Raw genomic sequence first — 14,687 nt, 5'->3', positions numbered from 1 at the left:
GAGAGCCCGGCTCGGGCCCGCGCACCTCCGAGACCGTGGGCTCGGCCGGTTCGGAGCACGCGGGCGAGGCGGCTGCTCCCAGCGAAGCCGGGGCCACACACCGTGATCGCCGCCCGCACAACCAGTCGGGCCGAGCCATGCCATAAAACTCCCGGAAGCGGCCGGAAGCACGGGGCCATGAGGCGTCACCCGGTAAAGGTCTACACCAATTTTTATCAACAGCCCTTGTCAGAGCGTGCCGCAGGCTGATGAGCTATGAGCTGGGACACAACGGGCACCCTGGGAATGGGAGAAGTCGTGAGCAACGAAAGCCTGGCCAACCTGCTTCGTGAGGAGCGGCGTTTCGCGCCACCCGCCGACCTGGCCGCGAACGCCAATGTCACCGCGGAGGCGTATGAGCAGGCGAAGGCTGATCGGCTGGGCTTCTGGGCCGAGCAGGCCCGTCGGCTGAGCTGGGAGACGGAGCCGACCCAGACGCTGGACTGGTCGAACCCGCCCTTCGCGAAGTGGTTCGCCGACGGCAAGTTGAACGTCGCATACAACTGCGTCGACCGGCACGTGGAGAACGGGCTCGGGGACCGCGTCGCGATCCACTTCGAAGGCGAGCCGGGCGACACGCGCGCGATCACCTACGCGGAGTTGCAGCGTGAGGTGTCGCGGGCGGCCAACGCGCTGACGGAGCTGGGCGTGGCGGCCGGGGACCGGGTGGCCATCTACCTGCCGATGATCCCCGAGGCCGTGATCTCGATGCTGGCGTGCGCGCGCATCGGCGCGCCGCACTCGCTGGTGTTCGGCGGATTCTCGGCGGACGCGCTGGCCACGCGCATCAACGACGCGGACGCCCGCGTCGTGATCACCGCCGACGGCGGCTACCGCCGCGGCAAGCCGTCGGCCCTCAAGCCCGCCGTGGACGAGGCGCTGACCCGCCCGGGCACGGAGAACGTGCGAAGCGTCCTCGTGGTGCGCCGCACCGGGGAGGACACGGCGTGGACCGAGGGCCGCGACGTGTGGTGGCACGACGTGATGGGGCGCCAGTCCGACCAGCACACCCCCGAGGCGTTCGAGGCGGAGCACCCGCTCTTCATCCTCTACACCTCGGGCACCACGGGTAAGCCGAAGGGCATCCTGCACACCACCGGCGGCTACCTGACGCAGATTTCGTACACGCACAGCGCGGTGTTCGACCTCAAGCCGGAGTCGGACGTCTTCTGGTGCACGGCGGACGTCGGCTGGGTGACCGGCCACTCGTACATCGTCTACGGGCCGCTCTCCAACGGCGCCACGGAGGTGCTGTACGAGGGCACGCCGGACTCGCCGCACCAGGGACGCTGGTGGGAGATCGTGCAGAAGTACGGGGTGTCCATCCTCTACACCGCCCCGACGGCGATTCGCGCCTGCATGAAGTGGGGCGACGACATTCCGGCGAAGTACGACCTGTCGTCGCTGCGCATCCTCGGGTCGGTCGGTGAGCCGATCAACCCCGAGGCATGGATGTGGTACCGCAAGCACATCGGCGGGGACCGGGCGCCGATCGTGGACACCTGGTGGCAGACCGAGACCGGCGGCATGATGATCAGCCCCCTGCCGGGTGTGACCGCCACGAAGCCGGGTTCGGCACAGGTTCCACTGCCCGGTATCGCGGCCACCGTCGTCGACGACGACGCGAACGAGGTGCCGAACGGGTCCGGCGGGTACCTGGTGCTGACCGAGCCGTGGCCGTCGATGCTCCGCACGATCTGGGGTGACGACCAGCGCTACCTGGACACCTACTGGTCCCGCTTCGAGAACCGGTACTTCGCGGGCGACGGCGCGAAGAAGGACGAGGACGGCGACATCTGGCTGCTCGGCCGGGTGGACGACGTCATGCTCGTCTCCGGGCACAACATCTCCACCACCGAGGTGGAGTCGGCGCTCGTCTCGCACCCCAAGGTCGCCGAGGCGGCGGTGGTCGGCGCGGCTGACCCGCAGACCACGCAGGCCATCTGCGCCTTCGTGATCCTTCGCGGCGGGGTGGCGGAGGACGAGGGCCTCGTCGACGAGCTGCGGGCGCACGTCGCCAAGGCCCTGGGCCCCATCGCCAAGCCGAAGCGCATTCTCCCGGTCGCCGAGCTGCCCAAGACGCGCTCCGGGAAGATCATGCGGCGACTGCTGCGGGACGTCGCGGAGAACCGCGACCTCGGCGACGTCACCACGCTGACCGACTCCTCGGTCATGGACCTGATCCAGTCGCAGCTCCCGGGCGCCGCCAGCGAGGACTGAGCGCGGGGCTGAGAGCGGGAGTAGGCAGCACACCACCCGGAAGACGGGGACGCGCCGGGCCGGCCACCGGCCCGGCGCGTCGGTGACCGATCCGCAGCCCAGCCAGCTCGGGCCGGCCGCGGCACCCACGGCTGGCCCGCACGCCCACAGCGCCACACTCGCCCCGAGGGGCCGGCCCACACCCGCAGTCGCCCGCCCCGCGACCCGTCCCGCACGGACCGCGCCGGGCCGCACGCCGCTCCCCGCACCTCCCGCCAGGCGGCCCCACGGCGACAGGAGCCCACAGCGACAGGAGCCCGCGTCGCGGATGCCCGCAGCGGCGGAAAAGCGCAGCTCAGCGGCGTCGAGGTGGACGCACCCGGGGAAAATCGCGGCTGCGCGACCGGAGCGCGGATCGGCCGTTCCGGTTAAGCTGGGGGCCGTCGCGTAAATTTGGCGACAAAGTTACAGGGTGCGCCGGGAAGTCTGGTCGGCATACACCACAGGTGTATCCGCAGTCGCCCCGCTCCTGGAGGTCAGCCCGTCGTGGCCACGCCCGGTAACCGCAAGTTCCTTGGACGACTCTCCCTCCCCGAGCGGAACTACGTCGCGGAAGCCCTCCGCACGGAGACGGTGGGCGGCGTACTGCTGCTCGTCGCCGCGGTGGCGGCCCTGCTGCTGACCAACACGCCGCTCGGTGACACGTACAACGATGTCCGGGACTTCTCGTTCGGGCCCGAATCCCTCCACCTGCACCTGAGCATCGGCGCGTGGGCCCAGGACGGTCTCCTCACCATCTTCTTCTTCGTCGCCGGCATCGAGCTCAAGCGCGAACTCGTGGCCGGCGAGTTGCGCGACCCCAAGGCCGCCGCGCTGCCGGTGATCGCGGCCGTGTGTGGCATGGCGGTGCCCGCGCTCGTCTACACCGTGGTCTCCCTCAGCGGTGGCGGCAGCATGGACGGCTGGGCGGTGCCGACGGCGACGGACATCGCGTTCGCGCTGGCCGTACTCGCCGTGATCGGGACCGCGCTGCCCGCCTCGTTGCGCGCGTTCCTGCTCACCCTGGCCGTCGTTGACGACCTGTTCGCCATCCTGATCATCGCGGTCTTCTTCACGACCGACATCAACGTGGTCGCGCTCGTGCTCTCCTTCGTCGGGCTCGCCGTCTTCTGGGGGCTGCTCCGACTGGGGGTGCGCGGCTGGTACGTGTACCTGCCGCTGGCCGTGGTGGTCTGGGCGTTCATGCACGCCAGCGGCGTGCACGCGACGGTCGCCGGCGTGGCCATGGGTCTGATGCTGCGGTGCACCGTGCGCGAGGGCGAGGAGCACTCCCCCGGCGAGCGCATCGAGCACCTGGTGCGGCCGGTGTCGGCGGGGCTGGCGGTGCCGCTGTTCGCGCTGTTCGCGGCGGGCGTCTCCATCTCGGGCGGCGCGGTGGCTGACGTGTTCACCAAGCCGGAGACGCTGGGCGTGGTGCTCGGCCTGGTGATCGGCAAGACCATAGGGGTCTTCGGCGGTTCGTGGCTGGCCGCGCGGTTCACCAAGGCGGAGCTGAACGACGAACTGGCCTGGGCCGACGTGCTGGCCGTCGCCTCGCTCGCGGGCATCGGCTTCACCGTCTCGCTGCTCATCGGCGAGCTGGCCTTCACCGACGACCCGCTGCTGGCCGACGAGGTGAAGGCGGCGGTCCTGATCGGCTCGGTGCTGGCCGCGGTCTTCGCCAGCGTGCTGCTCAAGCTGCGTAACAACAAGTACAAGAAGTTGTACGAAGAGGAGGAGCGCGACGAGGATCAGGACGGCGTTCCGGACATCTACGAACTCGACCGGCCTGACTACCACCTGCGAATGGCGGCGATCTACGAGGAGAAGGCCGCCGAACACCGCAGACTGGCGGAGGCCGCCGCGGCATCGCAGAGCACCGACGGCGACGGTCCGGCATGATCTAAGAGGCTTCAGATCCGCGCCAGGCCGGTAGAAGCTCCGTAGTACGTCCGTACGCGGCCCCCGCGGGGCCGGCAGCCAGAGGAACGAGGGAGACAGGCGATGAGCGCAGCCGACGAGGGCGGAAACCGTAGCCTCGGGCAATTGGTGTCCACGGCCACCAGTGAGCTGTCCGCGTTGGTGCACGACGAGATCGCGCTGGCCAAGGCCGAGTTGCGGCAGGACGTCAAGCGCGTCGTGATGGGCAGCACCGCGGGCATCGTGGCCGGTGTCCTGCTGCTGTTCTCGCTGCCGGTGCTCAGCTTCGCCCTCGCGTACGGCTTCCACGCCTGGACCGACCTGGGCCTGGCCTGGTGCTTCCTGATCGTGGGCGGCCTGTACTGGCTCCTCGCGATCGTGCTCGGGCTGCTGGCGCTGGCGAAGTTCAAGAAGGTCAAGCCGCCGCAGAAGTCCATCGCTTCGGCCAAGGAGACCGCCGCCGTGCTGGGCAACGTCAAGCCCCACCCCCGCACGCCGGGCGAGGTCGTCCCCTCGGGCGCCCATGTTGTGACACGCTCGACTGCATGACGGCTCCTGAACCCCCTGCTCGGCTCGCCTCCGTCGTACGCCCCGACGGCCCGTGGACACACCGGGACGTCGCGGCGAACGGCGCCAGGTTTCACATCGCCGAGATGGGCGAAGGGCCGCTGGTTCTGCTGCTGCACGGCTTCCCGCAGTTCTGGTGGGCGTGGCGGCACCAGTTGCCACGGCTCGCCGAGGCCGGGTTCCGCGCGGTGGCGATGGACCTGCGCGGGGTGGGCGGCAGCGACCGTACGCCCCGCGGGTACGACCCGGCCAACCTCGCGCTCGACGTCACCGGGGTGATCCGCTCTCTCGGCGAGCCGGACGCCGCGCTCGTCGGGCACGATCTCGGCGGCTACCTGGCGTGGACAGCGGCGGTGATGCGGCCCAAGTTGGTGCGCCGGTTGGCCGTGTGCTCGGCGCCGCATCCGCGCCGCTGGCGTTCTGCCATGCTCCGCGACGTCAAGCAGAGCCGGGCCAGCGGCCACGTGTGGAGCTTCCAGCGCCCGTGGCTGCCCGAGCGGCAACTCGTCGCGGACGACGCCGCGCTGGTCGGACGGTTGGTCACGGACTGGTCCGGGCCGCGGCCGCTTGACGAGGAGGCCGTGGAGGTCTACCGACAGGCGATGCGCATCCCCTCCACCGCGCACTGCTCCGTCGAGCCCTACCGGTGGCTGGTGCGCTCGCTCGCGCGCCCGGACGGCGTGCAGTTCTACCGTCGGATGAAGCGCCCGGTGCGGGTGCCGACGCTGCACCTGCACGGCTCGCTCGACCCGGTGACGCGGGTGCGCAGCGCGGCGGGGTCCGGCGAGTACGTGGAGGCGCCGTACCGGTGGCGCCTCTTCGACGGGTTGGGCCACTTCCCTCCCGAGGAGGACCCGATCGCGTTCTCCACGGAACTGATCAACTGGTTGCGGGACCCCGAGCCCGACCGCTGACGCGGCAGGCGGGGCGCGGCCCGTACGACGATGGGTACGCCACCGGAGCGGAGCGGTCGCCGTCGAGCGGCGGGCCGCGTCGCGCGCGCCGGCGCCCGGCGTCCGGTACGCCCTTCCCGTCCGCCCAGGCCCTCGGGTGCGCCGCGCCCAAGCCGGCGCCCGGCGGGGCCGGGTGGCGTTGCCGTACGACGCCGCCGGCGCGTACGCTCGCCACCGCCACCGGCGCGTGCGCTGGCCGCCGCCCCCGGCACGTGGCTCGCCGTCGCTGTCGTACGCCGCTCGCGGGTGTGCGAGGCCCCGGAGTGCGCCGGCGCGTTCGGCGGCTTGCCGGAGCGGTCCAACCCCGCGTACCTGGGGCTTCCGCTTGCCTGTCGCATAGGCCAATTGACGGACCTACAGGTGATTACGGACCTTGGGCCAGGGGCAGAGTCCCAGGTATGGGCTGGACGCACGACTACCGTGACGCAGCGAACGATCGCGGCCTCGACGCCGCGCTAACCGTCTCCGAGCGGGGCGGCCCCGGGCAAGCACCGGGCCATGATCCTCGTATCGGCATTCCCCGCATCATCCGGCGCCGCGCCCGGTGGGTGTCGGCGCGGTTGCGCCATCCGCGTAGCCGATAGCAGCACTTCCGGCGAGCGGAGCGCCCACCCCGTGCGGCGGACTCCTCCCGTCGGTTCCCCGGTTTCCCGTACCGCGCGCCAGGCGGTCAGCGTGTTCCCGGAGCGATGAGGGGCCGCGTGCGAAGCCCGGCCCGTCGAGTGCCGCGCGCCGCGTGACACGGCCCTGCCAGGGACCGTTCTCCGCCGTGCCGGGCCCGTTCGTACCCGCCGCTCGCCCTCAGCGCACTGCGGACACACCGCTGACGTACCGCGTGTGCGCGCGGCGTGGGCGCCTCCGGTTAGCCGGTGTGCGCCGGCGCTCGCGCCCACGTGGGTCGCCGCGCGCCCAGGGCCGCGCGGGTGCCGCTGCCTTGGAGCGCGCGCTGGCGCGGGCGTACTGGTGGCGCGGGCGTGGCGGCGCGGGCGTGCTGGTTGCGCAAGCCTCAGCAGAACGCGCGCGGGCGCGTAGGGAAGCGGGGCGGTTCGCCTGTTCCGCTCCCCTACGCGCCCGCTCACATGGCGCAGCCCTGGGTGTCCACCTGGTCGTCGGCCGTGCGGCCTTCGGTGATGTTCTCCTGGACCTCGCTGGCGGTCAGCGCGTAGCCCGTGTTGGCGTCGTCGAGGGAGCGCGCGAAGACGACGCCGTAGACGCGGCCCTCGGGGGTCAGCAGAGGGCCGCCCGAGTTGCCCTGGCGGACGGTGGTGTAGAGGGAGTAGACGTCGCGGTGGACCGTGCCGCGGTGGTAGATGTCCGGGCCGTCGGCCTCGATGCGGCCGCGGACGCGAGCCGCCTGCACGTTGAAGTCGCCGTTCTCCGGGAAGCCCGCCACGATCGCGCCGTCGCCGCTGCCCGCGTCGCCCTCCGCGAACCGCAGGGCGGGGGCGCGCAGCGCGGGGACGTCCAGTACGGCGATGTCGCGCTTCCAGTCGTAGAGCACGACCTCCGCGTCATACAGCCTGCCCTCCCCGCCGATCTGCACGGTGGGCTCGTCGACGCCGCCGACGACGTGGGCGTTGGTCATCACGCGGTGCGGCGCGTAGACGAAGCCCGTGCCCTCCAGGACCTTGCCGCAGCTCGACGCGGTGCCGACCACCTTGACGATGCTCTGCCGGGCGCGCTCCACGGCGGGGCTGTTGGCGAGCTTGGGGTCGGGGGCCGGCACGGAGGTGATCGGTTCCTCCGCGAACGGCGAGAACACCTGCGGAAAACGGTTCTCCGCCAGTACCGAACCGAAGTCGTCGAACCAGGTGTTGGCCTCCTCGGGTACGACGCGGGCCACGCCGAGCAGCACCTTGGAGTTGCGGACCTCCTTGCCCAGTGTGGGCAGCGAGCTGCCGGCGATGGCGGAACCGATCAGCCAGGCGACCAGCAGCATCGCCATGACGTTGACCAGCGCCCCACCGGTGGCGTCGATGGCGCGCGCCGGTGACCAGGTGATGTGCCGGCGCAGCTTGTTGCCCAGGTGGGTGGTGCACGCCTGGCCGACGCTGGCGCACACGATCACGATGACGACCGCGGAGATCGCGCCGAACGAGCCCGGCGATGCCTTGTCGGTGGTCCGGTCCCATATGACCGGCAGCAGGTACAGGGCGACCAGGCCGCCGCCAAGGAACCCGGTGACCGACAGCACGCCGACGACGAAGCCCTGGCGGTAGCCGATGACGGCGAACCACGCGGCGGCGACCAGCAGCAGGATGTCCAGCACGTTCACGAAGTCACCGTCTCACGCACGCCAGTCGAGCGGGACGTGGCGTTCCCTGTCCCACGGCCGTTCCCAGCCAGCGAAGTGCAGGATGCGGTCGATGACGCCGGCCGTGAACCCCCAGACCAGCGCGCCGCCCACGAGGAAGGCGGGCCCCCGGTGACCGCTGGGGTGCACGGCGACGGCGCGGTTGGCCGGGTCCGTCAGCTCGGCCACCGGCACCGTGAACACCCTCGCGGTCTCGGCCGGGTCCACCGGCGCGACCGGGCTCGGCCGGCGCCACCAACCGAGGACCGGGGTCACGACGAACTCGCTGACCGGGATGTACAGCCGCGGCAGCACGCCGAAGAGCTGCACGCCTGACGGGTCGAGGCCGGTCTCCTCCTCCGCCTCGCGCAGCGCCGCGCGCAACGGCCCGTCCCCCGCCGGATCGCCGTCCTCCGGATCGAGCGCCCCGCCGGGGAAGGAGGGCTGCCCCGCGTGGGAGCGCAGGGTGCCGGCGCGCTCCATGAGGAGGAGTTCGGGGCCGCCCGGGCCCACGAACGGAGGGCTGGGGACGGGTGCGGAGACGGCGGCCTCGCGGGCGCGTTCGGGTTCGCGAGCGCCGTCGCGTGCCGAGTCGCCGTCGCGTACCGAGGTGCCTCCGGCTTCGGGGTGACGCGCGCCGGCGTACGCGCCGTGCGCGGGCCCGCCGGCCGCCCCTGCCTCCGCGGTCGCCGCGCCCTGGTCCGGCGCGTCTGCGGGCGCGGGAGCCCACGCCGGCTCACCGGTCGGCGCTGGCCCGCGCCCCCGCGCCGTGGCCCGCCCGGTGGGCGGTCCCTCGCCGAAGAGGACGAGGACGGCGGACTGCCGGCCCGAGCCGTTCTCGGGTGGCAGAAATCGGCTGAGTTGGCGCGGTTCTATGGTGCGCGCCGCCCGCGCGACCGGCAGCAGCCAGTCGGGCAGCCCCTGCTCGCTGACGGGCACCGGCCGGCCGCCCCGGGCCGCTCCCCCGGCCGCCGGGGCGCGTACGCCCCCTGCCGGGCCACCGGGTCCCGAGCCGCCCCCGCCCGGACCGCCGCCGAGCGCCGGCCCGCCAGCCTTCGAGCCACCGGGATGCGGGCCGCCGGCCGCGAGGCCCCCACCGCGCGCGGCGGCCGCGCCGGGGGCCGCCACGTCTCCCGATCCGTCCGTCACGCGGCCCCCAGCGGCGGGGCGGGCTGGCCCGGGAAGTCGGCGGGAGGCCGCAGCCGCTGGCCCGGCTGGCCGCCCATCTCGTACTTCAGCAGCTTCCGCGCCCTCTCCGGGTCGGTCTCGCCCTCCCCGTACGACGGGCAGAGCGGGGCGATCGGGCAGGCGCCGCACGCGGGCTTGCGCGCGTGGCAGACGCGGCGGCCGTGGAAGATGATGCGGTGCGAGAGCATCGTCCAGTCGCTCTTCGGGAACAGCGCGGCGACCTCCGCCTCGACCTTCTCCGGGTCCTCCTGCGTCGTCCACTTCCAGCGCCGCACCAGGCGTCCGAAGTGGGTGTCCACAGTGAGTCCAGGGACTCCGAAGGCATTGCCCAACACGACGTTGGCCGTCTTGCGGCCCACGCCGGGCAGCGTCACCAGGTCTTCGAGGCGGCCCGGCACCTCGCCGTCGAAGCGGTCCCGCAGCGCGGCGGACAGGCCGAGCAGCGACTTCGCCTTGGCCCGGAAGAAGCCGGTCGGGCGGATGAGCTGCTCCAGGGCCTCGGGCTCGGCCGCCGCCATGTCCTCGGGCGTCGGGTAGGCGCGGAAGAGGGCCGGCGTCGTCTGGTTCACCCGCAGGTCGGTGGTCTGGGCCGAGAGCACCGTGGCCACCAGGAGCTGGAACGGGTTCTCGAAGTCCAGCTCCGGATGCGCGTACGGATATATCTCGGCCAGCTCGCGGTTGATCCGCCGGGCGCGGCGGACCAGCGCGAGGCGCGATTCGAGCTTGCCCGGTTTCGCGGCCTTGGCGGCTTTCGCGGCGGGCGGCTGAGAGCGTTCGCTCACAGCAGAACTACCTGATGCGGGTGGCTTCCCCCTGCCTCCGTCGGCGGGCCCTCCCGGCCCCTTGCCCTGTGCTCTCACCGGCGTATTGGACACTCGGCCAGCGTAAGGCCAGCCACCGACATCCGCCCCGAGCGCCGGAAAACCACTGCACGATCGGACCCCTGCCGTAGGGTCCTTGATGTCGGTGCGTCAAACTTGTGATTGATCGCACTGTTTTACCGTCCGGCATCATGGAGACCACGGTCCCCTGTGCATGTCGACAAGGAGAGATCTCGTGGACGACGTTCTGCGGCGCGCCCCGCTCTTCGCGGCGCTCGATGACGAGCAGGCCGCTGAGCTGCGCGCCTCCATGGGGGAGGTCACCCTCGCGCGGGGTGATGCGCTCTTCCACGAAGGGGACCCCGGCGACCGCCTGTACGTGGTCACGGACGGCAAGGTGAAGCTGCACCGCACCTCGCCCGACGGCCGCGAGAACATGCTGGCCGTGCTCGGCCCCGGCGAGTTGATCGGCGAGCTGTCGCTGTTCGACCCCGGCCCGCGTACGGCCACGGCGACCGCCCTGACCGAGGTGAAGCTGCTCGGCCTCGGCCACGGCGACCTCCAGCCGTGGCTCAACGCCCGGCCCGAGGTCGCGACGGCGCTGCTGCGCGCGGTCGCGCGCCGGCTGCGCAAGACCAACGACCAGATGTCTGACCTGGTCTTCTCCGATGTCCCCGGCCGTGTGGCCCGGGCACTGCTCGACCTCTCGCGGCGCTTTGGCGTGCAGTCGGAAGAGGGCATCCACGTCGTTCACGACCTCACGCAGGAGGAGTTGGCCCAGCTCGTCGGCGCCTCCCGGGAGACCGTCAACAAGGCGCTCGCCGACTTCGCCGGCCGCGGCTGGCTGCGCCTCGAAGCGCGCGCCGTGATCCTGCTCGACGTCGAGCGGCTGGCCAAGCGCAGCCGCTGACCCGGGGCCATGGGCGGCCCGACTGGTTCGGGCCGCCCGCCGTGCGCCGGGCGCACCGCCCTGGCGCACGCCGGCTCGCGGGCCCCTCACCGGCGCGCCGGCGACTTCACGCTGCCTCAGGCCGCTCGCCCGGCCTGACGTAGCCCCGCGAGCCCCGGCGCCTCCTTCTGCGCCTCGGCGCGCACCCGCGCGGCTCACGAGCCCCGGCGTGTCTGCGCCGCCGCCCCATACGGCCCAGCCGCACCAACCGGCCCACGCGGCCCGTACGCGGCCCGGGAGAGGCCGGCTACGGCCGTCCCTGCGTCCCGTGCGCCCGCGTGCGGCCGGCCCGGCACGCCCGCCGCACGCCCGCGCGTACGGGGCGCGCGGGTGGGGTCGAGCCCCGGGGGCGAGCCCTGGGGACCGGCCAGGTCGGGCCAGCCCAGACCACACCCACAGGTCAAATCAAGTCACGTTCGCCCAGGTATTCGAGCTGGGCGCGTACGGACAGCTCGGCCGCGGGCCACAGCGAGCGGTCGACGTCGGCGTACACGTGCGCGACGACCTCGGACGCGGTGCGGTGGCCGTTCTCGATGGCCGTCTCCACCTGGGCCAGCCGGCTGGCCCGGTGCGCCAGGTAGTACTCGATCGCGCCCCGCGCGTCGGCCAACACCGGGCCGTGCCCCGGCAGCACCGTGTGCACGCCGTCGTCCACGGTCATCGAACGCAGCCGGCGCAGCGAGTCGAGGTACTCGCCGAGCCGCCCGTCCGGGTGGGCCACCATCGTCGTGCCGCGGCCGAGCACCGTGTCCCCGGTGAGCACCACGCCGTCGGCCGGCAGGTGGAAGGAGAGCGAGTCCGAGGTGTGGCCGGGCGTGGGCACGACGCGCAGTTCCAGGCCACCGGTGGTGACCACGTCGCCGCCCGCCAGCCCCTCGTCGCCGAGCCGCAGTGCCGGGTCGAGGGCGCGCACGTGGGTGCCGGTCAGGTCGGCGAACCGGGACGCGCCCTCGGCGTGGTCCGCGTGGCCGTGCGTGAGCAGCGTCAGGCCGACCCGGCGGCCGGCCCGTTCGACGGTGGCCACGACGTTGGCCAGGTGCCCCTCGTGCAGCGGCCCCGGGTCGATGACGACGGCGAGGTCCGAGTCCGGCTCGGCCACGATCCAGGTGTTGGTGCCGTCGAGCGTCATGGCCGACGGGTTGGGCGCGAGCACGCAATGGGCCCGGGCGGTGGCCGGGCCGCCGATGGCGCCGCCGCGCGGCTGGCCGGGAAGTGCGGCTGCGTTGGTCATGCGCTGGCTCCGTCCGTGGCGTGGGTCATGCGCTGGTTCCGGCTCCGTCCGTGGCGGCGGGAGGGGGTGGCGTGGTCGGTGTGTCGGGTGTGACGTGCCGGGTGAACTCCTTGTGCCCCGGCCAGCTCAGCTCGATCTCGCCGTCCCGCAGCGTGGCGCGGGCCAGGATCGGCGTCAGGTCCCGGTCGGCCGCGGCGGCGAGCGCGGCGGCGGCCGTGGCGTGCGGGACGAGTTCGCGCAGCGTGGCGATGGTCGGCGGCATCATCAGCAGCTCGCCCCGGTCGTAGCCGGCGGCGGCCTCCCGTGGCGTGATCCACACGGTGCGGTCGGCCTCCGTGGAGGCGTTCCGGGTGCGCTGGCCCGCGGGGAGCGCGGCGGCGAAGAACCAGGTGTCGTAGCGGCGCGGCTCGAACTCCGGGGTGATCCAGCGTGCCCAGCCGCCGAGCAGGTCGGAGCGGAGCACGAGGGAGCGACGGGCGAGGAAGTCGGCGAAGGACAGCTCGCGGGCGACCAGCGCGGCGCGGTCCGCCTCCCAGTCGTCGCCGGTCGTGTCGGCGACGACGGTCCGCGCGTCGGGCCCGGCCAGCAACACCCCGGCCTCCTCGAACGTCTCCCGCACCGCCGCGCACACGATGGCCTGCGCCGTGCCCTCGTCCGTCCCGAGCCGCTCCGCCCACTGCGCGCGCGAGGGGCCGGCCCACCCGGTGTCGCGCTCCTCGTCCCGCGCGTCCACGGACCCGCCCGGATACGCGTACGCGCCCCCGGCGAAGGCCATGGAGGCGCGGCGGCGCAGCATGTAGACCGAGGGGCCGGCCGCCGTGTCGCGCAGCAGCAACACGGTCGCCGCCCGCCGCGGCTCGACGGGCACCAGCGTGCCGTTCGCCAGCGCCCGGATGCGCTCGGGCCACTCCGGCGGGTACCACTGTGCGGCGCTCGGTGCCACGTTCCCGGCCCCCGGCTCCGCGACGGCCTTCGACGTGCTGGGCCCCAGACCATTCGTAGTGGACATGGGCCGGATGCTATGCGCTGGTCGACGGATGTTCGAGAGGCAACCGTGACGGCGGGATGAAGCCGGGCCCCGCGGGCGCGTTCACCCGACCGTGGCGCCGCGGAGGGCGAGACCGAGCCCACCCCCGGACGAGCGCCTGCCCCGAGTGCGCCGGGTGATGCGGGAGGTGTTTCGGTACGGCCGCGCGCCGGCGCGACAGGCGCGCCGGCGTACGGGGGGCGCTGACGGGCCGGGGACGGTCGGGACGAGTCGGGGACGGGCCGGTGACGGCCAGGATGAGTCAGGGACGGGCCGGTGACAGTCAGGGCGGGCCGGGTGTACACGGGTGGGGCGGGCTCGCGCCGGGCGCTGTGGCGGGGCGGGCCAAGGGGCAGCCCGCGCTGGCGCACCGCGTACGGCGTGCCGCCCCCGCTGACGCGCCGGCGCCCGGGCCGCCGCGCACCACGCGGCCCGGTCAGCGCCCCGGAGCGCGCGCCCTCAGCCCTTCGGCTGGGTGAAGCGGATGCGGTTGCCGAACGGGTCACGGAGGCCGCAGTCGATGCCGTACGGGCGCTCGGTGGGCTCCTCTGTGAATTCGACGCCGCGCCCAAGCAGCGTCTCGTACGTCTTGCGGCAGTCCTCGGTGGTGAAGATGAGCCATCCGCCCATCGCCCCCTTGGTCACCAGGTCGCGCACCTGCGCCGCCGTCTCCTCGGACATCGCCGGAGCACCGGGCCTCTCCAGCAGGATCTGGCGCTCCGGGTGGCCGGGGACGCTGACGGCCAGCCAGCGCATGAAGCCCATGTCGACGTCGGCAGCGACCTCAAGGCCGAGCTTGCCGACGTAGAAGTCGAGGGCCTCGTCCTGGTCGAGAACGTATATCTGCGAATGTGTGATGGCGTTGAACATGTCCATCACGTTAGTGAGCGGCGCGGCCGAAAACTTATCCAAAACTGCTCACTCCGTGGACGGCTGCTGCGTCAGTCGCTCGGCCGCGACCAGGCCATCGTGAAACAGGTCGGCACGCCGGTGGCCGCCGCCTGTTTGCGGTACGCCCGCGGCGACTGGCCGACGATGTCGCGGAACGTACGGCTGAAGGTGCCGGAGCTGCCGAAGCCGACGTCGAAGCAGATGTCCGTGATGCTGCGCTCGGTCTCCCGCAGCAGGAACATCGCCCGCTCGACGCGCCGGCGCTGGAGGTAGCGGTGCGGCGTCTCGCCGAACGTGGCCCGGAAGACGCGCGCGAAGTGCGCCGGCGACACGTGTGCGATCCGGGCCAGGGTCGGCACGTCCAGGGGCTGGGCGTACGAGCGGTCCATCGCGTCCCGGGCCCGCAGCATGCGACGGTTGCTCTCTTCTACGGCGCGGCTCACGGCGCCATCACACCACGCCCACGCGCGCCGGCACCCGAGCCGGCGCCCACAGCCGGCACACACGGGCACGCGCGCCAGCACAAGCATCGCCCGCCAGCCGGCACGCGAGCGGGCGCGCGGCCCGATG

Annotated in this window: 13 protein-coding genes; 6 read left to right on the top strand and 7 right to left on the bottom strand. The window is 73.0% G+C overall.

All coding sequences use genetic code 11. The features are described 5' to 3' along the window. The first annotated feature begins 297 nt into the window (after nucleotides 1-297). The 5 genes from acs (at nucleotide 298) to OYE22_RS17545 (ending at nucleotide 6,301) form a co-directional block, all read left to right on the top strand. A complete protein-coding gene (gene acs / locus OYE22_RS17565) occupies nucleotides 298-2,259 on the top strand; it encodes an acetate--CoA ligase (protein ID WP_277321292.1) in 1,962 nt (653 codons plus the stop codon). A 525-nt stretch (nucleotides 2,260-2,784) separates the two neighbouring features. Then, nucleotides 2,785-4,179: a Na+/H+ antiporter NhaA gene (nhaA, locus tag OYE22_RS17560; protein ID WP_277321291.1), complete on the top strand. Its 1,395-nt coding sequence runs from the start codon at nucleotides 2,785-2,787 to the stop codon at nucleotides 4,177-4,179. A 102-nt stretch (nucleotides 4,180-4,281) separates the two neighbouring features. Further along, nucleotides 4,282-4,746 (top strand): phage holin family protein, encoded by a 465-nt coding sequence (locus OYE22_RS17555; RefSeq protein ID WP_277321290.1) that lies wholly within the window; start codon nucleotides 4,282-4,284, stop codon nucleotides 4,744-4,746. Next, a complete protein-coding gene (locus tag OYE22_RS17550) occupies nucleotides 4,743-5,678 on the top strand; it encodes an alpha/beta hydrolase (protein WP_277321289.1) in 936 nt (311 codons plus the stop codon). The genes OYE22_RS17555 and OYE22_RS17550 overlap by 4 nt, the downstream gene beginning before the upstream one ends. A 437-nt stretch (nucleotides 5,679-6,115) precedes the next feature. Continuing rightward, nucleotides 6,116-6,301 (top strand): hypothetical protein, encoded by a 186-nt coding sequence (locus OYE22_RS17545; protein WP_277321288.1) that lies wholly within the window; start codon nucleotides 6,116-6,118, stop codon nucleotides 6,299-6,301. Between the two features lie 491 nt (nucleotides 6,302-6,792). On the opposite strand, the gene OYE22_RS17540 is transcribed toward OYE22_RS17545, so the two are convergent. The 3 genes from OYE22_RS17540 to nth form a co-directional block, all read right to left on the bottom strand. Next, nucleotides 6,793-7,992 carry a MarP family serine protease gene (locus tag OYE22_RS17540; RefSeq protein WP_277321287.1) on the bottom strand — a complete coding sequence of 400 codons (1,200 nt, stop codon included), beginning with the start codon at nucleotides 7,990-7,992 and terminating at the stop codon, nucleotides 6,793-6,795. A gap of 12 nt (nucleotides 7,993-8,004) precedes the next feature. After that, on the bottom strand, nucleotides 8,005-8,949 hold the full coding sequence (locus OYE22_RS17535) for a CoA pyrophosphatase (protein WP_277321286.1): 945 nt from the start codon (nucleotides 8,947-8,949) through the stop codon (nucleotides 8,005-8,007). A gap of 206 nt (nucleotides 8,950-9,155) precedes the next feature. Further along, a complete protein-coding gene (gene nth, locus OYE22_RS17530; RefSeq protein WP_277321285.1) occupies nucleotides 9,156-9,980 on the bottom strand; it encodes an endonuclease III in 825 nt (274 codons plus the stop codon). A gap of 274 nt (nucleotides 9,981-10,254) precedes the next feature. On the opposite strand from nth, the gene OYE22_RS17525 reads away from it, so the two are divergent. Beyond that, nucleotides 10,255-10,929: a Crp/Fnr family transcriptional regulator gene (locus OYE22_RS17525; protein ID WP_030027155.1), complete on the top strand. Its 675-nt coding sequence runs from the start codon at nucleotides 10,255-10,257 to the stop codon at nucleotides 10,927-10,929. A 439-nt stretch (nucleotides 10,930-11,368) separates the two neighbouring features. On the opposite strand, the gene OYE22_RS17520 is transcribed toward OYE22_RS17525, so the two are convergent. The 4 genes from OYE22_RS17520 to OYE22_RS17505 all read right to left on the bottom strand — a co-directional run bounded on the left by OYE22_RS17520 (nucleotide 11,369) and on the right by OYE22_RS17505 (nucleotide 14,527). Continuing rightward, entirely contained in the window at nucleotides 11,369-12,199 is an 831-nt protein-coding gene (locus tag OYE22_RS17520) for an MBL fold metallo-hydrolase (protein ID WP_277321284.1), read from the bottom strand. Between the two features lie 25 nt (nucleotides 12,200-12,224). Then, entirely contained in the window at nucleotides 12,225-13,208 is a 984-nt protein-coding gene (locus OYE22_RS17515; RefSeq protein WP_277321283.1) for an NUDIX hydrolase, read from the bottom strand. Nucleotides 13,209-13,685: 477 nt separating this feature from the next. After that, the gene (locus tag OYE22_RS17510; protein ID WP_277321282.1) at nucleotides 13,686-14,096 is read right to left on the bottom strand and encodes a VOC family protein; all 411 of its coding nucleotides are present in this window, start codon (nucleotides 14,094-14,096) and stop codon (nucleotides 13,686-13,688) included. 71 nt (nucleotides 14,097-14,167) lie between these two features. Then, entirely contained in the window at nucleotides 14,168-14,527 is a 360-nt protein-coding gene (locus OYE22_RS17505) for an AraC family transcriptional regulator (RefSeq protein WP_277324180.1), read from the bottom strand. Between the last annotated feature and the right edge of the window lie 160 nt (nucleotides 14,528-14,687).

The sequence above is a fragment of the Streptomyces sp. 71268 genome, from assembly GCF_029392895.1.
In the GTDB taxonomy this organism is placed as follows: domain Bacteria; phylum Actinomycetota; class Actinomycetes; order Streptomycetales; family Streptomycetaceae; genus Streptomyces.
Note: the sequence above shows the minus strand (reverse complement) of the source record. Positions and strands in the feature narration are given on the sequence as shown.

Bases quoted from the DNA above. Each gene is read 5' to 3' on its own strand.
- OYE22_RS17515 (WP_277321283.1), bottom strand. From the start codon at position 13,208: ATGTCCACTACGAATGGTCTGGGGCCCAGCACGTCGAAGGCCGTCGCG.
- OYE22_RS17520 (WP_277321284.1), bottom strand. From the start codon at position 12,199: ATGACCAACGCAGCCGCACTTCCCGGCCAGCCGCGCGGCGGCGCCATC.
- OYE22_RS17510 (WP_277321282.1), bottom strand. From the start codon at position 14,096: ATGTTCAACGCCATCACACATTCGCAGATATACGTTCTCGACCAGGAC.
- OYE22_RS17545 (WP_277321288.1), top strand. From the start codon at position 6,116: ATGGGCTGGACGCACGACTACCGTGACGCAGCGAACGATCGCGGCCTC.
- OYE22_RS17505 (WP_277324180.1), bottom strand. From the start codon at position 14,527: ATGCTGCGGGCCCGGGACGCGATGGACCGCTCGTACGCCCAGCCCCTG.
- OYE22_RS17555 (WP_277321290.1), top strand. From the start codon at position 4,282: ATGAGCGCAGCCGACGAGGGCGGAAACCGTAGCCTCGGGCAATTGGTG.
- OYE22_RS17550 (WP_277321289.1), top strand. From the start codon at position 4,743: ATGACGGCTCCTGAACCCCCTGCTCGGCTCGCCTCCGTCGTACGCCCC.